This window comes from Nonomuraea sp. NPDC002799 (assembly GCF_053592075.1).
The window spans coordinates 160,961-181,138 of sequence record NZ_JBSFVA010000015.1 but is presented as its reverse complement, the minus strand read 5'-3'; the positions used below and the strand labels follow the sequence as shown (position 1 = coordinate 181,138).

General features: G+C 67.4%; 11 protein-coding genes. 5 read left to right on the top strand and 6 right to left on the bottom strand.

Features of this window, described 5'->3' with window-relative positions; all coding sequences use genetic code 11:
* Window positions 1-226: 226 nt before the first annotated feature.
* Entirely contained in the window at window positions 227-3,367 is a 3,141-nt protein-coding gene (locus tag ACWD0F_RS26620) for a tetratricopeptide repeat protein (protein ID WP_449879880.1), read from the top strand.
* Between the two features lie 199 nt (window positions 3,368-3,566).
* Here ACWD0F_RS26620 and ACWD0F_RS26615 read toward each other — a convergent pair whose 3' ends face one another.
* Window positions 3,567-5,690, bottom strand: a complete 2,124-nt coding sequence (locus ACWD0F_RS26615; RefSeq protein ID WP_449879878.1) for a tetratricopeptide repeat protein — start codon at window positions 5,688-5,690, stop codon at window positions 3,567-3,569.
* A gap of 328 nt (window positions 5,691-6,018) precedes the next feature.
* Between ACWD0F_RS26615 and ACWD0F_RS26610 the strand changes: the two genes are divergently transcribed.
* The 3 genes from ACWD0F_RS26610 to ACWD0F_RS26600 all read left to right on the top strand — a co-directional run bounded on the left by ACWD0F_RS26610 (window position 6,019) and on the right by ACWD0F_RS26600 (window position 10,111).
* A complete protein-coding gene (locus ACWD0F_RS26610) occupies window positions 6,019-6,396 on the top strand; it encodes a hypothetical protein (RefSeq protein WP_449879876.1) in 378 nt (125 codons plus the stop codon).
* Window positions 6,397-6,575: 179 nt separating this feature from the next.
* Entirely contained in the window at window positions 6,576-8,624 is a 2,049-nt protein-coding gene (locus tag ACWD0F_RS26605) for a hypothetical protein (RefSeq protein ID WP_449879874.1), read from the top strand.
* Window positions 8,621-10,111 (top strand): ABC transporter substrate-binding protein, encoded by a 1,491-nt coding sequence (locus ACWD0F_RS26600; RefSeq protein WP_449879872.1) that lies wholly within the window; start codon window positions 8,621-8,623, stop codon window positions 10,109-10,111. Before ACWD0F_RS26605 ends, ACWD0F_RS26600 begins: the two co-directional genes overlap by 4 nt.
* On the opposite strand, the gene ACWD0F_RS26595 is transcribed toward ACWD0F_RS26600, so the two are convergent.
* The 3 genes from ACWD0F_RS26595 to ACWD0F_RS26585 all read right to left on the bottom strand — a co-directional run bounded on the left by ACWD0F_RS26595 (window position 10,112) and on the right by ACWD0F_RS26585 (window position 14,983).
* A complete protein-coding gene (locus ACWD0F_RS26595) occupies window positions 10,112-12,802 on the bottom strand; it encodes a P-loop NTPase fold protein (protein ID WP_449879870.1) in 2,691 nt (896 codons plus the stop codon).
* Window positions 12,803-12,846: 44 nt separating this feature from the next.
* Window positions 12,847-14,742 (bottom strand): nSTAND1 domain-containing NTPase, encoded by a 1,896-nt coding sequence (locus ACWD0F_RS26590; protein WP_449879986.1) that lies wholly within the window; start codon window positions 14,740-14,742, stop codon window positions 12,847-12,849.
* An 85-nt stretch (window positions 14,743-14,827) separates the two neighbouring features.
* Window positions 14,828-14,983, bottom strand: coding sequence for a hypothetical protein (locus tag ACWD0F_RS26585; protein WP_449879868.1), 156 nt, complete (start codon window positions 14,981-14,983; stop codon window positions 14,828-14,830).
* A gap of 131 nt (window positions 14,984-15,114) precedes the next feature.
* Between ACWD0F_RS26585 and fxsT the strand changes: the two genes are divergently transcribed.
* Window positions 15,115-17,661: an FxSxx-COOH system tetratricopeptide repeat protein gene (gene fxsT / locus ACWD0F_RS26580; protein WP_449879866.1), complete on the top strand. Its 2,547-nt coding sequence runs from the start codon at window positions 15,115-15,117 to the stop codon at window positions 17,659-17,661.
* On the opposite strand, the gene ACWD0F_RS26575 is transcribed toward fxsT, so the two are convergent.
* A complete protein-coding gene (locus ACWD0F_RS26575; RefSeq protein WP_449879864.1) occupies window positions 17,615-18,895 on the bottom strand; it encodes an HEXXH motif domain-containing protein in 1,281 nt (426 codons plus the stop codon). The two genes, fxsT and ACWD0F_RS26575, sit on opposite strands and share 47 nt — an antisense overlap.
* An 11-nt stretch (window positions 18,896-18,906) precedes the next feature.
* A complete protein-coding gene (locus ACWD0F_RS26570) occupies window positions 18,907-20,148 on the bottom strand; it encodes an FxsB family cyclophane-forming radical SAM/SPASM peptide maturase (protein WP_449879862.1) in 1,242 nt (413 codons plus the stop codon).
* Window positions 20,149-20,178 lie beyond the last annotated feature (30 nt).

Sequence of the window (20,178 nt, the reverse complement as noted above, 5' to 3'; positions counted from 1 at the left end):
CATCAGATCTTCGCCCCCTGCCATCCGCGGCGCGGTTACGCATCGCCGTATTCGTCTGGCCGTAATTCCCGTTCAACGGCTCAATCTGAGAATCCCTCAGATTCCTGGACAAAACCTTGCAACAACCGTGAGGCTCTAAAGTCAGACATCGGATCCCATATGGACCGTTAAGCGTGTCTGCGAGAAACTGTGGACGGGGGTCCCTTCGATCATCGGAAGGACATTCATGGAGTTCCGAATACTCGGCTCCGTGGAGTTATGGGCTGACGGAGAGTCCTGCGAGCTCGGCTCGGCCAAGGAACGGCACGTGCTGACCGTCCTGCTTCTGACTCCAGGGCAACCTGTGTCCATCGAAACCTTGATCAATCGAGTGTGGGACGAAGCACCGCCCTCAAAGGCGCGCGAGAGCGTCCACAGCTATATCGCACGCCTGCGCGGTCGTTTGAGCCGGCGGCTCGGCGACACCGCGGCACGGCTGAGCTCTCGTTCCGGCGCTTACGTGCTGGAAATCGATCCTCAAACGGTTGACCTGCATCGTTTTCGCCGGCTGAACGCCCAGGCACGGGCAATCTCCGACAGTGGAGACTCAGAAGACGCCCTGCTGCTTCTCCGTGAAGCGGAGAAACTGTGGCGCGGCGATCCGCTCTCCGGCTTGTCCGGGGAGTGGGTGGCGAAGCTGCGGACGAGCCTGGAGAGCGAGCACCGCGCGGCAATCGGCATGCGGCTCGCCATGGAGCTCGACATGGGGTGTCACGCGGAGCTGGTCGGAGAGCTGTACGGCCTCGTGCACCAATATTCCTATGACGAGTCGTTCGTCGAGCATTTAATGGTCGCCCTTTATCGTTGCGGACGTCAGGGCGAGGCGCTGGAGGCTTACCACCGGGCAAGTCATCGCCTCGTCGAAGACCTCGGGGCCGAGCCCGGGCCGTCTCTGCGCCGAACATATGAGCGCATACTGCGGGGTGATTCCGAGCTGGCAACGCTTCCCCCACGGCACCGTGTCTCCGCCGGCCCGCTCGCCGAAAATCTGCCGCGTGACATTCCTGACTTCACCGGGCGAGAGGCGGAGTTGAGCCATCTGTACGAGGAGCTGGAGCATTCCCCTTCAACAGTGATGATCAAAGCCATAGACGGTATGGCCGGTGTCGGCAAGACTGCGCTCGCCGTCCACATCGCTCATGAGCTGGCGGACCGTTATCCGGACGGGCGGTGGTATTTGCATCTGCGCTCCCACGACCCCCACCAACCGCCGATCGATCCCGCTCAGGGCCTCGAACTTCTGTTACGCCTTCTGGGCGAGGATCCGCAGCGGATACCAGAGGCGCTGGAGCCGCGTGCCGCACTGTGGCGCGCACGGCTCGCCAATCGCCGTATGTTGATCGTGCTCGACGACGCGGCCAGCGCCGACCAGGTCAGACCGTTCCTCCCCGGGAGGCCCGGCTGCATCGTGCTGATCACGAGCCGGCGGCGACTCACCGGACTGGAGGGGGCACGTCCGCTGTCGCTGGACGCGCTCATGCCGCCTGAGGCGGCGCTGCTCTTCCGCCGGATCGTGGGCCAGGATCGGCGGCTTGACGCCGGCGACGTCAATCAGCTCGTCCGCCTTTGCGGCCATCTCCCGCTCGCGGTCACGATCATGGCGAACAAGCTTCGGCATCGGCCCGCACGAGGTGTCGGAGACCTGGTGACAAGGCTGTCGCGATCCAAGGGCCAGTTGGCCGAAATGTACGCGGGAGACGCCGACCTCCTCACGGCCTTCGATCTGTCGTACCGAGAACTGTCGCCAGAACGTCAGAAGGCATTCCGACGCCTTGGGCTGCATGTCGGTGCCGACCTCACCGTCGGCGCGGCCGGCGCGCTGATCGATTGCGATCTGACCGAGGCAGAACACGCCCTGGAAGAGTTGATCGACCGGCATCTTGTAGAGGAACCGGATTCCGGCCGGATCCGCTTTCACGATCTCCTGCGGGCGTACGCTCAGGAACGCGCCGCCGAGGAGGAGCCGCCAGAGGAGCCACCACGAGCCGTCCATCGGCTGCTCGACTTCTACCTGTACACCGCTGACCGAGCCGACCGTATGCTCTATCCGCATCGGCGCCGCGCGGATGCGAATGTCTCCTACCCGCCTGACTTGCTGCTGGTCGACGATCCACGTTCCGCCGGCGAGTGGCTGCGTGCCGAACGAGCCAACGTGCTGATGGGCGTGCATTACGCCGCCGAGCACGGATATCCCACGCATGCGCTTCAGCTTTCGCAGGCCCTTGCGACGCACCTGGAACGATCCGCGCACTGGGAGGACGCCGCCCGCGTGCACGAACTAGCCCGCCGAGCTTGCCAGGACATCGGCGATCGGGAGGGAGAGGCGCACGTAGAACTCGAGCTCAGCCTGGTACGAAGCCGCATGGGCGACTACGCCGCGGCCTTCGAGCACGCCGGCAATGGCCTCACCATCTTCCGAGCGCTGGACGACCTGCGTGGGGAGGCGGACACGCTGGACCATCTCGCCCGCGTTTCATGGCTCTCCGGACGCAATCGGGAGGCGCTGGGGTACGCGGAGAAGGCGCTGGCGTTGTTCCGTGCGATCGCGGACCGGCATGGCGAGGGCAACGCGTTGCTGCATTCGGGGGTCGCGCTGTCGTATCTGGGACGCACAGGGGAGGCGATGGCGGTCTTCGAGGAGTCACTCGAGATCGTAGACGAGACCGGCGACGTCGCCACGAAGGCAATGGTCTTGAACAACCTCGGCGAGCTGCATTTCAACCACGGCGATTATCGGGACGCGCTCGGGCTCTTCAGGGAGGCGCTCGCCATACTGCGGGAGGCGAGCTGGCGTCAGAATGAGGCTGTCGCGCTCAATAACATCGCCAATTGTCTTGAACGCGAAGGGCGCCGCGACGAGGCACTGCACTTCTATCGCCAAGCGCTGACGATATACCGCGAGACCGGAGACCGCCGGCATGAAGCCGACACGCTCAGCAACATCGGGTCGTCGTATCTGGGCATGGATCTCAACGCCGAGGCCTTGATTCATTTTCAGAAGGCGCTTTCTATTGCGCGGGATATAGGCGACCCGTACGAATCGTCGCGCGCGCTCCAGAGGATCGGCGACAGCCAGCGGCACAGCGGCCAGTTCCCCCTGGCCCGTGGGACCTACGAGCAGGCGTTGGCTCTTGCGCGCGAACTCGGCGACCCATTTCTTGAGGCCAGCTCACTTCTAGGGCTGGGCGAAGCCCTTTTGTGCATGAATGGGTGGAAAGTTGCGGAACGACCGTGGCGTCGCGCACTAACGATCTTCGAGCGCCTGGGCGCGCCGGAGGCAGAATCCTTACGAGAACGCCTCGACATCGCTCGGACCGCTGGTGCATAATTGCTCCACGGAAGTCCGGCTTACCAGATAAGTCGGATACTTCCTTCGGGGGTTATTCCATGCCAACAACAACCCGAAGGGCAAGATATGCCCATTTTCATGTGGTTTATAATGATGGGATGACTAGACAGTCACTCCATCGTTCGCCAAAAAGGTCACCGTTCACGAACGGTGACCTTTTTGCTCTTCCATGCCAAATTCAAACATAACGGTCAAATGCCTCAAGGCGGGCCTCAATACGGAGATATCCGATAGATCCGGTCTGGCCTATCATTTCCAATGCCTCTTCGTACATCCGTCTCGCCTCGCCCCACCGGCCGGTGCGTTCAGCCAGATGCCCCAGCCCTTCCAGTGCCGCAGCTCTGCCCACCGAAGATCCCAGCTCAGCCATTGCCTCCAGCGCGGCGCGCAACTCCCGATCCGCCTTGTCGTGAGCCCCCGCACCGGCATGCACGTGACCGAGGAAGATGCCCACTCGAGCCCTGTTATAAGAATCGTCCACACCGTCCAGCAGATGACGAGCCCGCTCCAAGTGAACCGCAGCGTCCAGACCACGATCTTGCGCCAAGAGCAGCCCGGCGAGGTCGATCAAGGCAAGAGCCGTCTTCCGGTCGGCGCCCAACTCGTGGTAGGCGGCACTCGCATCCGTGAGCCGGGCGATGCCCGCATCGAGGTCACCACGCCCAGCGGCGGCCAATCCGAGCCTGCGCAGCGAACCGATCTCCCTCTCCCGCTCACCAAGCCGCTGCCAGATTCCCAGCGCGTCCTCGAATCGTGCGACGGCTTCATCGTGGCGCCCGAGCGCATTGAGACTGAGCCCAAGACGGTTCAGCATCTTGCCCTCGGCGTACAGGTCGCCGCAGGAGCGAGCGGCGGCCAATCCCGTCTCCTCCACTTCCAGACGCTCTACGTGATGCCCCATGAAGAGGAAGAGAGCCCACATGCTGTCGGCGAGCTGCCAGGCGGTCACCTCCCGTCCGCTCCGGTGTGCCAGGGCGACGGCGGCGCTCAGGTTCGTACGTTCGGACTCCAGCCACTCAAGCGCGTCGTCCGGGCCGCCGAAGTCCGTTACCTCGGCGGGAGGTGGTTCGGCGTCTCGGGGCAGCCGGGTACGGTGCGGCCGCAGCCGGCGTTCCGCACACGCGGCAGTGGCTAGATACCAGGCCAGCAAGCGACCGACGGCAAGGTCCCGGGCCTCGCGCTGGTCCTCGGCTTCGACCAGTTGGCAGGCGTGCAGCCGGACCAGTGCGTGATGGAAGCGATAGCGCCCGTCGGCTATGTCGGTCAACAGGTTCGCGTCGGTCAGCTCACCCAGCAGCCGCCTCGACTCCATCCGGGAGATGCCGGCCAGCGCGGCCGCCGCATCGCCGCCGATCCGGTCTCCAGGGACCAGGCTCAGCAGTCGGTACAGTCGTGCGGCGTCGAGGCTGAGCGCGCGATACGAAAGGTCCAGCGCCGAGCGCAGTGCCACATCACCTCCGATCGTCAACGCCGCCAGAGTCCTCTGCTCCTCCGCCAGCGTGGCGACCATTTCGCGAAGGGGCCAACTCGGACGCGCCGCCAGACGGGCCGCCGCAACGCTCAAGGCGAGCGGCAGGCGCATGCACAGCTCGACCAGTTCGGCGGCCTCCTTGTGCTGATGCTCCAGCCGGTCGCTCCCCAGTGCGTCGCGAAGAAGGGCAAGACTCGCCTCGGCGTCGAACCTGTCGACGTACACGCCACGCATCCCCTGCATCAGCAGGCCCGCCAACCGGTATCTGCTGGTCACCACGGTGATGCTCGCCGATGAGGCGGGCAGCAGCGGCCGGACCTGAGCGGCGGTCATCGCATCATCGAGGAGGACGAGGATGTGCTGATCACGAGTCACCGTGCGATACAACGCCGCACGCTGTGCCAGCTCCCCGGGTATGAGATCAGTTGGGACGCCCAGGGAGCTGAGAAAGTCGCCCAGCACTTCCTGAGGGGACGCCGGGCCGGAGCCGGAGTGCCCGCGTAGATCCGCATACAGTTGCCCATCCGGGAAGTGCGAGCGAATCATGTACGCCCAGGCCAGGGACAGCGCGGACTTTCCCACACCCACGGGTCCCGTTATCAGCACGGTGAGCGGGACATCTGCCGTCTCTTCCCGCAGCGCGTTGAGCTGGGCGATGGCGGCTTCGCGATCCACCAGACGCGGCCGTGGCGGTAGCTGGCTCGGCGCGGGCAGTGACACCGGCTCATGGAAATGTACGCCGCCAAATACGTCGCGCGCCTGCACCAGTGAACCGTGAATCACTCCCGCCACTTCATTATGCAAGAATTCGGACAGCTTCCGGTTTGCCATCACGTCGTTTCGACACCAATCCCTGCCTGAACACCAGCACCCCGCCGTACCGGCTCAAGCGGCTTGGGATGAGATACATGTGCAACGATGCCGGATCTCAAAGTGCACGGCAATCGATTGGCATATATGTACGGCAGGCAGCCTGCATTCCACTGCCACCATAATAGCAAACCGGCATTCGCAGGACCCCGCTGCCAGACGCCATGCGTCAACATCTCCGGCGGCTCGATCGGCATCCACCGTCGGCGACAGTCCTGCTCAGGGCGGCGGAAACCTCCGCTCACGAAGCTCTACTCTGGAGGAAACCCCCCGCATCGAAAGAGGCGCGATGGACCCGAGCGTAATCCCCACGCTGACAGCGGTCGTCTCCGCCATACTCGGAGGCACCGCCGGAGAAGATGGCAAGCATGCCTGGGCGTCGTTGACCACCCTTGTACGCCGCCGTTTCGGCGACGACGCCCCAGCTGCCGCAGCTTTGGCACACCCTGATACACAGTCCCCGGAGGGGATCACACAGGTTCTGATGGGCCACGCGAGGGCAGACACTGTGTTCGAACTGGCGCTGACCAAATGGACAACAGACGCCATCCACCTCATTCACCACAAGCACGACGTGAGCAACACCATCAGTGGCGACGCCCACATAAGCGGGCCGGTGATCCAGGCCGGCGATATCCACGGCTCGATCACTTTCGGTAGACCCTGACCATTGCCTCGCCCGCCGGGCATTCCGGAAATAGTACCTTATTGTGGTCGTTATTTGTCGATCACAGCTTGGCGCAACGCCCAGAAGTCCATTGACCTGCCGCTATATATTTCATCGCGAAAACCTGACCTTCTGCACTACTGTGGGGCGGCGGTTATTGCAGCGGTGGACGGGGGTGCATGGAGACCATCCATGGGCGCGACGGCCTTATCGACGAGTTGGTGCCGGGATTGGTCGGTGTCCGGTTCGACGGCAGACGCACTCCGTTCATTTACTTCCGCCGCGCACCGTACATCGAGATCGCCGGAGAACGCGGCGCCGGCAAGACCGCGGTCCTCAAGCACCTGAGCGCCCACTACGGCCAGCGCCTGCCGCTGGTCTACGCGGACCTGAACGAGCCCGACTTCGGCACACCCGGGCTCGGCTCCTACACGCTGGAACGCGTGCCGAACGCGTCCCCCGTCACAGACCTGCTCTATCTCCTGGGGCACGAGCTCGGGGTGAAGGTCAACGGCTTCAGCAAGCCGATGGAATTCCCCCGGCTGATGCACGGACTGCTGGCCGTCACCGCCTGGCAGACGACCTCCCCGGCCGAGCTCGCGGCGGCCAAGGCCCGGGTGCAGGAGGCTGTCCGCCTGCGTAAGAAGGAGCCGGAGTTCGCCGGGAAACTGGTGGCGAAGGTGGCCGGCGCCGTCGTCGGCGGCGTCGGCGTCCCGGCCCCGCTGGACGCCGTGGTCAAAGCGCTCGTCGAGATCGTCGGGGAGGCGTTGTTCGCGCGTGGTGCCCGCCGGGACGCCCTCGACTGGTGGCTGGGACGGGCCGTACGATCCGGCGGCGACGGGCTGGACCAGTTGTGCTCGCTGGCGATGAACTTCCGTGCCCGTGGCAGCCACCGTGCCGGGGCCGAAGCACATCTCGCGGCGGCGCTGCTGGAGGACACCGCCGCCTATTACGGTTGGTGGCGCGACCAGAACCGGGCACCGCGCCCCCTGATGCTGCTCGACAACGCGCACACCGCGCTGGGTAAGACCTTCCTCGACCTGTTGCTGCACGCGCAGAACGCCGCCGCCCAACAGGACCGGCCGGCGCGGATCGTCGTGCTCGCCGCCTCGCTCCGAGCCGCCGGCGGCCATCCTGACATCGGCTCGGCAGCGCCCCCGTTGACGTGGCGGGAACCACCGAACCCGGCACCCGCGAGCTGGTCCTTCCGGCTCAACCTCGAGGCGCTGACGTTCGATGACATTCAGGCCATGTTGCGGGAGGCCAAGCGCGACGACGGCCCGGCCAAGCTGATCCAGCGGATCAGCGGCGGCAACGCCCGAATCGCCGACGCACTCGTCCGCGCGGCCACGCACGCCTCAGCCGCGCACGCCTCAGCCCCACGCAACGGACTCAAGCCGGACGAACTGCTCGACGTCCGCGTCGAGGGCGACCGCTCGCCCACCACGGGCACCCGCCTGCTCGAACACCTGCTGCCGGACAGCCGCGCCCTGCGCCGCCTGACCCTGTACGCGCCCGCCCTGGACGAGCTCGCCGCCGAGCATCTCAGCAGCCGCTTCCCCCGCGAAGACCCCGGCGGACTCCCCCTGCAGGAGGCGAAGGAATACCTGCGTGACAACTTCTGGTCGCAACCGTGCTGGCCCGGCCTGGAAGGTCCCTTCGTCCGGCACCGGGCCCTGCGCACCCTGCTCATCCACAAGCTGCGCACCGACGAGGCGACCTGGACCGCCGTACACGACGAACTGCGCTCCTTCTACGCCCCGGCGGGATTCGACACGTCGCCGAACAAGGTCGAATGTCTGCACCACACACTCGCCCTCGGCCGGCTCGCGACCGTCGTCCGGGCCCTGCACCGGCTCTTCGACCAGATGGACGCCGGCTCCTGGCTCCAGGCGGTCAACCTCATCTGCGCCGCCCCACACCCGCCGGCGGAAGTGACCGGCCGGTCCGAGCCCGATGAGCCGTGCCTCGGCTGCCCGGCGACCGGCGAGGACGTGCATCACGCCATCGAGGTGCTCGTAAGGGAGCTGTGGCGGCAGTCGGCGCCGCTGGCGGAGCCGGACGAGGAGCGCATTCGCCGCGTCGAGCTGCAGCTCCTCTTCCTGGCGCTCAACCGGAAGGGCCGTGCGCAGAGCATCTTCAACGACGCGCACCGGACCTGGCCGGAACGACTGCGCGACTGGGACCAGGCCCCCGATCTGACCATTCCAGCGGGAGACGGATCATGACACGGCGGTTGCGCCACTGGTGGCAGACTCTCGGCCGGTTGACCAGGTGGCTGATCGCCGTCGTCGGCGCCGTCACGGTGCTGGCGGCCGTCGCGATTCCGGCCGGTCTGACCCTTCGGCACCGTTTCTACTGCGATCCCTATGACGTACGGCGCGTGTCCGTGATCGACGGTGCGCAGGAATGCGTCGGCGTCAGCGGCGGCTACCCCTTCGAGCAGCGCTTCGACGCGATCGTACGGGCGATGGCCACGGAGAACGCGTTCGCCACGAAAGGCGGCCCCGGCAGCTACGTGACCATCGCCTTCCTCGGCCCGCTGACCGGCCAGGAGCCACGGGTGGTGCACCAGCTCGAAGGCGCCGTGGCGGCCCAGCTCCGGGCCAACCACGGCCAGGTCGCGGGCGAGACGCCGCTGATCAAACTGGTGCTGGCCAACACGGACAGCCAGGAGGGCAACTGGCGGGAGACGACCGAAGACCTGCTCGCCATGGTCGACTCGGCCGACCGGCTGGTCGCGGTGGCCGGGCTGGGGCGCAGCACCAGCTCGACCCTGGAGTCGCTGAAGCTGCTGGCCACGAAGAACCTGGGCATGGTCGGCGACGCCATCTCCTCCGACGCCATCGACAACACGAAGGTACGCGGTTTCGTCCGGGTGAATCCGCGGGTGAGCGAGCAGCTCACGCTGCTGGCCAAGTACGTCGGCGACGCGAAGCAGTGGCGCACCGCGACCCTCATCCACTCCGCCAAACCCGGCGACTTCTACGCCGACTCGCTGGCAGCGGGATTCAAGCAGCACGTACGGAAACTGTGGGACGCCGGTGGCAACATCGCTTACCCGTTCAGCGACCCACCGGGCAATCAGTGGCAGATCATCATGAGCAATCTCTGCGCCCGCAAGCCCGACCTGATCTTCTATGCCGGACGAGGGAGCGATCTCGGGGCCTTCGTCAGGTCGCTGAGCGAGACCGGTGAATGCCTGCGACCGGTCACGATAGTCACCGGCTCCGACACGGTACGGCTGAGCGCCGAACAGCTCCCGGCGGGCACCTTCGACGCGATCCAGCTCATCTACGTGCCCTTGGCCGAGCCGTCGCTGCTCGACTGCGCGGCGAACCAGTCGTACCAGCGGCTGCTGGAGACGTACCGGGGGCTGGGGTTCGACAAGGAGCATCTCGGCACCGGCTGGGGGATCATGGCGCACGACGCGGTGCTCGCCGCCGCGCAGGCGGTGCGGCGGGCCGCCGGCCCCTCGGGGAAGGATCCCGTCACCCCTGGCGACGTGGCGGGGATTCTGCGCCTGTTCGCCCAGCCGAACACGGCGGTGTCCGGGGCGAGCGGGCGCGTCATGTTCGACTCCGCGACGGGTAACCGGCTGGGGTTGCGGCTTCCCGTTCTGCGCTTCCGCCAAGGGGGCACGCCTGACGTGCTGTCCGACCCGCGCCGGCATGAGGACCATCCGTGCCACCGGGAGCAGGCCGCCGCCCCCTGATCAGTGACCGTCGGCGAAATAGCTGAGCAGACGGTGGTGCACGAAGTGATATTGGTGCGGTGCGAACTGGCGGAGCAGCCCGACCCGGGTCAGGTCCTCCAGCGCCTGCCGTACCTGCTGACCGACCTTGTCGCCCTGCCGGAAGAGGGCCCGGATCTCCCGGCTCTCGTTGTCGAAGGTCGTCTGCCCGCGAGAGAGCAGGTGCTGCGCGAGGTCGTGCAGGATCTTCCGCAGCATGAGCCCGTCATCGAGCGACGCCAGTGCGCGTTCCGCGTAGAGCTCGACCAGGTCGCCGCTCTCCGCCGGCACCTGGCTCAGCCACGACGACTCCGTCAGGTTGGCCAGCAGCGCCGGCGCGCCCGCGAGGTCCGCGAGGTCCACCCGTGTCCCCTTCCACGAGGCCAGCAGGCGCGCCGCCTCCGCCTCCGTGACCCCCTTCACCCGCACCTGGAGGAAGGCGGAATGAGCGGCCAGCGGATCGCGCGGGGAAAGGCTGCGATCGGTCACGGCGATCCTGGCCCCGGTCAGCTCGTGCCAGCGCAGCACCTCCTGGGCGATCTTGTCGCGGTCCGCCGCGTCGGGCACCTCGTCCAAGCCGTCGAGCACGTACACCAGCCGCTGCCGGTTGACCATGGCGACGGCTTCGGCGATCGGCGTGCGGTACTGCTGGACCAGCGCGTGCGTCATCCACAAGTCGAACCCGCGACGGCTGAGCTCCAGCGACCCCAGGCTAACGAAGACCGGAACGGAGCCGCTGTCCGCCATCCGCTCCAGCAGACGCAGCACGATCCGGGCCGCGAGCACGGTCTTGCCGGTGCCGGGCGCTCCGACCAGGACCATGCCCGCGTTCCAGCGGGTGAGGAGGTCGTCCAGCGTGATCGCCCGGCCGTCCACTTCGAGATCCGGTGCCAGCACGGCGCCCCGGTCCGGGAGCAGCAGCCTGACCTGCCGGTCCACCCGCTCGGCGAGCACCGCGAGACCTTCCTCCAGCTCGCCTCTGGCGGCGGCGACCAGCGGCGGCTCCACGGCGGGCACCATTCTGGACTCCTCTTCGCCGTGCTCCGCGAGGGGGGTGGATCGCACCAGGTCGATGTATCCGCTCACGTCCACGGGCACGGCCCGCCGTGACTCCAGGAAGCGGGAGACGAGCCGCAGCGGCAGCGGGCTCCAGGTGAGCTGCTGCCCCTCCTCGGCCGTGCCGAGATCCTCCTCGATCCGCTGCAGCAGGGTCGGGTTCTGGGCCAGCTCGGCGTAGAACGTACTGTCTCCCTCTCTGATCAGCAGGATCGCGGCCAGGATGGAGACGTCATAAGAGGCCAGGCCCCGGGCCTTGGCGATGCGGTCCTGCAGGATCAGCACGTTGAGGAAACGTTTGATCGCCCGGGGGTTGCGCGCCAGCGCGATGCTGAGCAGGTCGCGCGTGGGCTCGATCTCCTCCGGCAGCAGGCTCACCAGATAGTCGTCGAAGGCGGCGGCCGACAACCTCGGCATCTCGAACGGGAACTGAACGATCTTGTCTAGATAGTCGTCGACCTCCAGGTCCTTGTACTTCTCCCGTACCGCAGCGAACAACGGCTCCTTGGCGACGGCCAGGAAGAAGACGCAGTTGTCGCGGTTGAAGTGCAGCTTGAGCGCCTCCAGCAGCCCGGTCACCTGGTCGCCGGTGCAGCGGTCGAGGTCGTCGATGAACACCACGAGCCGCTTCTTGCCCGTCGCCGCCAGGGCCTGCGCGATGAGGTGGGTGAGGTGCTCGTCCAGCCGCACCCTTTCCGTACGAAGATGGAAATGTCGCTCGTCGTAGGCGTTGAGGCTGCTGCGCACGTCCGCCAGGTTCACCCGGACCGTCGAGGAGAGCACCAGCGACCCGAGCACCTCGGAGATGGTCCGCAGGGTACGCGCCACCTGCTGTTTCGTGGCCAGCCCGAGATCCGCGACGATGGTGTGCAGCATGGGGAGCACCGGGTTGTCGTCGTACTGGTGCCGCCAGGGGTCGAACCAGACGTGGGCGCAGTCGTCGTACTGCGTGTCGATCACCTGTCTGACCTGCTTCAGCAGGGAGGTCTTGCCGATCCCCCACTCGCCGAAGACCCCGATGACCATGGGCGGGGTGGCCGAGTCGGCCAGCAGCGCCAGCGCCTCCGCGTACTCCCGCCGCCCCAGGCTGTCAGCGGTCGCGGGCTCGTCGCTGTGCGTGAATCCGGCCCGCTGGGACTCCTCCCCCTGAACCGGACCGACCGCCTCGCCGCGAGACCGGCGCCGGCGGCGCCACACCACCCAGGCGACCAGCGCCAGCAGGACCAGCCCGCCCGCGATGAAGGGCCACAGGCGCAGGAGCAGATGACGTGGCACCACGCGCAACTCCCGCCGTGCTACTCCGGTGTCGGCATAAATGACCAACTGGCCGGTCGTCTCCCGCAGTCGCGGGCCGGGCACCAGGGTGACGGTCGCCGTCCCGCCCGCCGGCAGCCGCACGATCTCGCCACCCTGGACGCTCACCGCGCTCGCGGCGGGCCCGGCGACCTGCACGCGGGCCGTCACGGCCGCGCCCGGGTTCAGGACCGTGACCTTGACGGGCACACGCGGGAACGTCTCCAGCGAGATGGACAGCGCGGCATTGTCCAGGAACTGGGGAGCACCGAACCCCATGCCCATGGCCATGACCACCACGACGACTAACCGCGCGATCGGCATCCCCTGATTATTCCGGTTTTCCGCGCGCCGGCGCAGTGCGGTCGTCAGCGGGTGGGGGTCTCGGCCATGCTCAGCCGGTCGGCCTCGGCGGCCAGTCGCGGGGGAAGCAGCGGGCTGGTCGTGCTCTGCCGTGCCCGGCGGGCCAGCCGCGCCGCCTCGTCGTGGTCGCCGGCGGCCTCCATCACGCGAGCGGCGCGCAGCAACGTCGAGCCGTCCTGCACTGCCTCCATGGGCGGGATGGCCAGCACCGCCATCCGCACATCGCCGCTCAGCGCCAGCGCCAGCGCGTAGGCGGCCCGGGTCGAGGTCTGCTGGAGGGGGCGGACGCGTTCCAGATCACGCAGCGCGCGGTCGGGCCGTTGCAGGTCGGAGAGGATTTCGCCCCGGGCACGCAGGGCTTCGGGCGCGTTGCCGGTCAGCATCAGCGCGCCGTCCAGGATGTCCACGGCGCCGCTCTCGTGGCCGCCGTACCAGAGGGCCCAGGCCAGGTCGGTCTGGATGGCGGAATCGGACGGACTGCGCCGCGCGGCCGCCCGCAGCTCGCTGACGGCGGCGCTCGTTCTGCCCTGGCTGAGCAGGATCCGGCCCACGGCGGTGAGCGTGGTCGCCGCGAGCACCTCCGCACCCGGCTCGGCCACGTACAACTGAGCGGCCTTGCGGTAGTGGGTCAGCGCCTCGTCGAGGTCGTCGTTCAGGTAGGACACGTCGCCGAGCAGGGATTCGATCGCGGCGCTCAGCCGGCCGTCGTGCCGCGCCTCGCCTAACGCCAGGTGTGCGTGGCGGGCGGCCACCTCGAACTCGCCGTCCGCCAGCGCGGACTCGGCGCGACGCAACCGCGCGTCCGCGCCGGACGGGACGCGTACGCCGGTCGGCTCGCCGCCCTGGAGCAGCGGAGCGGCTAATCGTTGATGCCAGATCCGCCAGCTCGAACGGCCGGGCGTCTTCGCGAGCAGATAGCGGTCCGCCAGCCCCTTCAGCACCGGCGCGGGAAGCCCGGCGGTCTCCGCCGAGTCGTACGTCTCCCGCAACCGGGCGCGGAGCCCATCCGAGTCGGCCTGGAAGTAGTCGGCCGCGACCTCGTCCAGTTGCCGCCGGCAGTAGACGGCGATGGCCTCGTCGGGACTGCCGAGCTCGGTGATCAGCTCAGGCTGCGGCGGATTCAGCAGCGCCGCGCAGGCGATCTGCAACAGCAGCGGCTCCACTTGCCCGGTCGCGTCGGCCAGGTCGTCGACCAGTCGCTCGGCCACTCCGGGAGCGAAGGTGTGGCCCAGCTCCTCCATCGGTTTCCGGCAGACGGCGATGGCCTGCTCGCGCCCGAGCGGACCCAGCCGGTACGGCGGCGTGGTCACCCGGCCGCGCCGCACGACCTCGTCCACATGGTCGTCATCCACCACGATCAGCAAGCGGACGGGCAGGTCGTTGTCGAGTACGGCGAAGAGCTGCTCAAGCAGTTGCTCGCCATGCCGATCGTGGCCGGTGAACAGTTCCTCGGCCTGGTCCACGACCACCATGATCGGCACCGGCTCGCCCGAGGCGTCCAGCCGCAAGGGCCGTCTTCGCAGAAAAGTGCTGACCGTAAGTCCGGACAGGCTCGTCGGCGCCTCGCCCGGCGCCCACGAGGACAACAGGGTGAGCAGGAGCGGGTTCCGGCCGCCGTCGGCGAGCGCGGCGGGCACCGACGATCGGCGGGACACCCGGCCGATCGGCAACACGTCGGCGCTGTAGGAGTCGAGCAGCGGCAACACTCCGGCGGCGATCAGCGAGGAGGTGCCGACGCCACGACGGCCGTGCACGATCGTGACCGGATCGGCGCGCCAGCGGGCGGCGACCTCGGCCGCCTCAGCCTCGCGGCCGAAGAAACGGGCGTCGTCCTGCCTGGTGTAGGCACGCGTGCTGACGTACGGCCCCACGTCCTGGACCGGCCTGCCGCTGAAAGCCATCACGTGCCTCGCCCCATTGACGCGATTCTGCCAGGAATTCGCGTGCCATCCGATGGCAGATGGAGAATTTTCGCAATCGATACGATTATATGGCTGAGCTCCAACCGGCTACGGTGAGGTCATCCGGATCTTCGGCCAGCCGCAGGTAGGCTCTCCTGAGTGCGGGCGATCGCAGGCTCTTGAGCGCGTCGAGGTCGATGGCGCTGAGGTCGATAATCCCGGCCGAGCTCTCTTCGTCCATACATTCTCCCGGTTTTCGGACAGCCGTAATTAGTCGCCGTACGATTTGCTTCCTTACGGGATTCTGCGTCGGCATTTCGCCGGAATCAATCTATAAGATGTCGGTACTGAGCTTCATTGCCGGAGGATCACGTGAGCGAGCAGGTCAACGAGCACGGGCCGATTCGCATGCCCAATGTCTGGGGCAAGATCCCCGCGCGCAACCGGAACTTCACCGGCCGCGATCACCTGCTCGACCAGCTGAGAGCGAGCCTGCGCCTCTCGACCACCACCGCCGTCGTGGCGCACACGCCCACCCCGCAGGCGTTACACGGCCTGGGCGGAGTCGGCAAGACGCAGCTCGTCACGGAGTTCGCCTGGCGTTTCCGCGGATCGTACGACCTGGTGTGGTGGGTGTCGGCGGACCAGCCGGCGCTGGTGCCCGCCGCCCTCGCGGGGCTGGCCGCGGATCTCAGTTGCCCGCCCGCCAGCGCGGTGGGCATCGAGGAGGCGGCGACCTCGGTACGCAGGGCGTTGCAGCGCGGCGAGCCGTACAGCAGATGGTTGTTGATCTTCGACAACGCCGACGAGCCTGAGGCGATCAAGGACTTCCTGCCGGACGGCGGGCCTGGACACGTACTGATCACCTCGCGCAACGTGCGCTGGAGCGGGGCCAGCGAGAGCGTCGCGGTGGACGTCTTCGAGCGGCAGGAGAGCATCCACTTCCTCCGCAAACGCCTCGAACGCCCCATTCCGGACGCCGAAGCCGACAACCTCGCGCAGGCGCTCGGCGACCTGCCGCTGGCGCTGGAGCAGGCGGCGGCGCTGCAGCTCACGACCGGCCTGTCCACCGAGGAGTACATCGACGCCCTGCGCGAGCAGACGCGCCGGCTGCTGGCTCTGGGCAAGGCCACCGAATACCCGCACTCGATGACCGCGGCCTGGCAACTGTCGGTGCAGGCGATTGAAGAACGCCTGCCGGAAGCCGCCACCGTGCTGCGCTGCCTGGCCTTCTTCGGCCCTGAGCCGATCCCCCGCGACCTGTTCCGCCGCGGCAACAAGACCCAGGGCGCGGCGCGCATCGGCCCGATCCTGTCGGACCCGCTGCTGCTGAGCCGGGCCTTCGGCGAGCTCAACCGGTTCGCGCTGCTCAAGGTCGACTCCGCCGCCGGCACCGTCCAGGTGCACCGCCTCATCCAGGCCCTGCTGCGCGACTCGGTCGATGAGGAGGAACGCGGCGAGATCCGGCACGAGGTGCACCTGCTGCTGGCCGGCGGCGCCCCCGTCGATCCTGACGACACCGCCAGGTGGCAGGCGTTCCGCGAGTTGCTGCCCCACTCCGAGCCGTCCCTGCTGGTCGACTGCGCCGAGGCCGATCCCCGTACGTTCTGCATCACGCTCGTCCGCTTCCTCTACCGCGCCGGCGACTACCGCTCGGCCAAGAACCTCGCCGAACGTCTCCGCGACACCTGGACCGCGACTTCGGGCCCGGACAGCCCGGACGTGCTCCGCGTCCGCCGCCACCTGGCCAACGTGCTCTGGCAACTCGGCGAGTACGACGAGTCCCGCCTGCTCAACGCGGAAACCCTGACGATCATGCAGCGCGTACTCGGCCCCGACCACGAGGACACCCTCGGCGTGGCCAATTCCTACGGCGCCTCCCTGCGCGCCGCGGGCGACTTCGCCGCCGCGCAACAGCGGGACAAGGAGTCACTGGCGGCCTACGAACGTGTCTTCGGCCCGACCCACCCGGTGACGCTGCGCCTGCTCAACAACCTCGCCCTCGACCACGCCCTGCTCAGCGACTACATCACCGCGCGCGACCTGCAGAAGCTGGCCTACCTGGAAATGAGCGGCGCCACCCAGGGGATCGGCAAGTGGGACGTGCAGAACGCCTGGAACGGCCTGGCGCAGGTGCTGCGGCTCTGCGGCGCCTACGAGGAGGCGTGTGACCTGGGCGAAGAGGTGTACGCGTACGGGCTCAGGGAGCTGACCGCCGAGCATCCCACCGTGCTCAAGACGGCCAAGGACCTGTCCATCGCCAAGCGCGGCGCCGGTGACATCACCGCCTCGCTGGAGCTGGCCAAGGACACGTTCACCCGCCTGGAACGGCTCTTCGGCCGGGACAATCCCGACACCATGGCCACCGCCATCGCGCTGGCCAACAGCCTGCGCGAGGCCGGGAACCTGGACGAGGCGCTCGCCCTCATCAAGGACACCCTGCCCAGGTACCACGCGATCTACGGCTCGCGGCACCCGTACACCTTCGGCTGCCAGGGCGACCTCGCGCTCCTGCTCCGGCTGCGCGGCGACGCCGAACGGGCGCGGGATGAGAACATCCAGGCACACGAGGGCCTGATCGCCCGCCTCGGCACCGATCACGAGTACACGCTCATGGTGGCCGTCAACCTGGCCTCCGACTACGCGGCGCTCGGCGACAGCCACACCGCGCGCCACCTGGGCGAGGGGAGCCTGGCGCGGCTGCGCGGCTGCTTCGGCAAGGAGCACTTCCTCACCACGTTCGGCGCCGTCAACCTGGCCATCGACCTGCGCGACAGCGGAGCCGAGACGGAGGCGGAGGCGTTGCGGGCAGAGATTCTGACCAACGTTCAGCGCTTCTCCCGGATCGCTACGCCTGACATGGCGCGGGCGCTCAAGGGCGAGCGAATCGACTGGGACTTCGACCCGTTGTCGCTGTGACGCCGCCTTTTGCCGCGCCGTGCCTGGTTTCCCAGGTCGCCCGATGCTCGTCGGCTTCCCGCGCCGCCGCGATCGCCGCTGTTGGTGGCACCGGCTCCTCCATCCAGGCGGACAACGTACGACGAAGCCGTTCGGTGAAGCGCTCACCGGTGGGCGTCAGCTTTCCGCTGTCGAGCAGGGTTCCCGTCACCGCCAGCGCGGCCGATCGCCAGCGGGCGAACTCGATGTGTGGACGCAGGTCCCGCTCGAACTCGCGCTGCCGGCGCCAGAATCCGGCCAGGCCGAGGTGCGCGTACGCGCCGTGCAGCAGTCCGGACAGTGGGCGCGGGTCGCCACGCCAGGGTGCGTAGTAGTGCCGTTCGTCCGGAAGGGTCAGATCCACCAGGTCGAGGACGGCGTTGAGCTTGGCGTGCTGGAGTTCGTGGGCGAAGGTCGAGGCGAGCCAGACGTGGTCGGGCGGGGTGGACAGCGCCACGGTGCCGAACGTGCCGCGCGACGTCGCACTGTCGCGGCCGCTCTGTGCTGCCTTGATGGGGGTGAGGACCCGGGTCATCGCGCGAAGTTCGGCGGCGATCGTCCAGTGGTGCTCGCGCAGCAGTGCCCAGGCGGCGACGACGTGAGTCCGCCATCGGACCAGGTCGCCGGGTGATAAGCGGCCCTCGATCACGGTGGGGCCCGGCCAGCGGTACGGATCCAGGTCGTCGACCACCAGCTCGATCGCGCCATCGGCGGAGGCGATCCGCTGGAGCGGAGCCCAACCTGCGAGCTCCTCACTGCTGGTTTCCATGTCGACGAGCCGATCGCCGTCCGCTGCTGCTTCTGGCAGGGTGAGCTGTCCCAGCGAAGGCAGCGTGATCACTCCGCCCGGCGCGGGGACCGTGATTCGCCGCCGTAGCCCTGCCCGGTATGCCGCCGCTGCCGTGACCGCACCAAGCTGCGCCACGGCCGGCGGTTCCGCCCGTCCGGTGCCCAGGTCCCGCAGTGTTTTCTTCGCCCACGCGCCGACCGCGGGATAGCTGACCAGATATCGGACCGCCTCGGGTGCCTGGCGGGCGATCTCCGCGAGCTGGTCGTACGCCTCCTCAGCCTGCCCTTCTTCCGCCACCCCTCTGATGAGCAGCAGGTTCTTGCTGTATTGCGCCGCAGCCAGATACTCGGCGGCCTCCGCGCCGCCGCTCCCGCGCGCCAGCCTGTCAAGGAGAGCCTGCGAGATGACGTACGAGTCGAGCTGCATAGCGCTCCCCCTCAACGAGCCGGACCGCTGGGCGGTGCCTGTCCCGACTGACCCGACCCGCGAAGATCGGCGATGAGGCGCTCGCGAATGTGATCGATCAACCGATACAGATCATCGCAATAGACCGACGGATTCTTGAAGCCCTCACCCGACCGATACCGATGCGTGTAGAGCCCACCCCCACATACCCGCCCGAACCTGCACCCTTTACACGTGTCACTCAACGCCGCCCAGCCAAGTTGCCGCGCCACTATGCCGGGATGCCGGAGCGCCTCGTCGAAGGAGTGGTCCACGATGTTCAGGCCGGTCATGGGCGCGCCCTGCCGTACCGCCTTGAGCGAATCGGTCTGCTCGATAGTGCCGTCGGTTTCGATCACCACAACTGTAGACGGCGTCAGCCCGACTGACTCACTGGCCGACCCACCCCCGAGCAACCCACTCACGATTTCCTGAAATATCCGTACAACGCTCTCACTGCCGCTGTCGTACCACCGATCAAAAATCGGAATCAACCAGTCGGCGTACGGAGTTCCGGGCCGGCGCAACCCCGGCGGCGGCGTGTCCCAGGTCGCATGCGGCAACAGAAAATCCATGGTCGGCGGATCGAACGCGCTCAACGCCTCATAGGTCTCGATGGGATCGTTCATCAAATCCACCGTGCATAACAACCCACTGAACAGATGACGAAACCGCTCACCGGCAAGCCACGTCAGCCCCCGCACGACCGACTGATAGCTACCCCGCCCGTCGGCGAACCGCCTGTTGAGATCGTTCTCCCTCGGACCCCCATCCAGGCTCACCCCCACCCGCACATCCATCTCATCGAACGACGTCAGCGCGGCCTCGTCCAGCAACACCGCGTTCGTCTGCAGCACCGCCTCGACCCGCAACCCCGGCCCCACCTCCGACCGCACCACATCCACGATCTTCGCCAGGTAGCCGTGCCCCGCCAGCAACGGCTCACCCCCATGCAGAACCACCCGCACCGATGAAAGGTGATGATCAGCCGCATGCTCGGCGATCCGCTGAGCGGCGATGGAGACCAGCCGTGGATCCATCACCATCGGCCGGCCCCGCCAGCTCTGGTCGGCCAGCGTGTAGACATAGCAGTAGTCGCAAGCCAGGTTGCAGCGGCTATGGACCTTAAGCAGAAATTGCCGAAAAGGCCGCGCCCGCCACCCGCCGCGAAGCAGTCCGTCGACATCGAGCGCTGCGGGCCATTCCCCTGATTGATTCGCTGCGTTGGAGGCCAACCCGGAAACCACCCCGCTTCAAGCGTCGCC

Bases quoted from the DNA above. Each gene is read 5' to 3' on its own strand.
- ACWD0F_RS26590 (WP_449879986.1), bottom strand. From the start codon at position 14,742: ATGGCTTTCAGCGGCAGGCCGGTCCAGGACGTGGGGCCGTACGTCAGC.
- ACWD0F_RS26600 (WP_449879872.1), top strand. From the start codon at position 8,621: ATGACACGGCGGTTGCGCCACTGGTGGCAGACTCTCGGCCGGTTGACC.
- ACWD0F_RS26585 (WP_449879868.1), bottom strand. From the start codon at position 14,983: ATGGACGAAGAGAGCTCGGCCGGGATTATCGACCTCAGCGCCATCGAC.
- ACWD0F_RS26595 (WP_449879870.1), bottom strand. From the start codon at position 12,802: ATGCCGATCGCGCGGTTAGTCGTCGTGGTGGTCATGGCCATGGGCATG.
- ACWD0F_RS26575 (WP_449879864.1), bottom strand. From the start codon at position 18,895: ATGCAGCTCGACTCGTACGTCATCTCGCAGGCTCTCCTTGACAGGCTG.
- ACWD0F_RS26605 (WP_449879874.1), top strand. From the start codon at position 6,576: ATGGAGACCATCCATGGGCGCGACGGCCTTATCGACGAGTTGGTGCCG.
- ACWD0F_RS26610 (WP_449879876.1), top strand. From the start codon at position 6,019: ATGGACCCGAGCGTAATCCCCACGCTGACAGCGGTCGTCTCCGCCATA.
- ACWD0F_RS26620 (WP_449879880.1), top strand. From the start codon at position 227: ATGGAGTTCCGAATACTCGGCTCCGTGGAGTTATGGGCTGACGGAGAG.
- ACWD0F_RS26615 (WP_449879878.1), bottom strand. From the start codon at position 5,690: ATGGCAAACCGGAAGCTGTCCGAATTCTTGCATAATGAAGTGGCGGGA.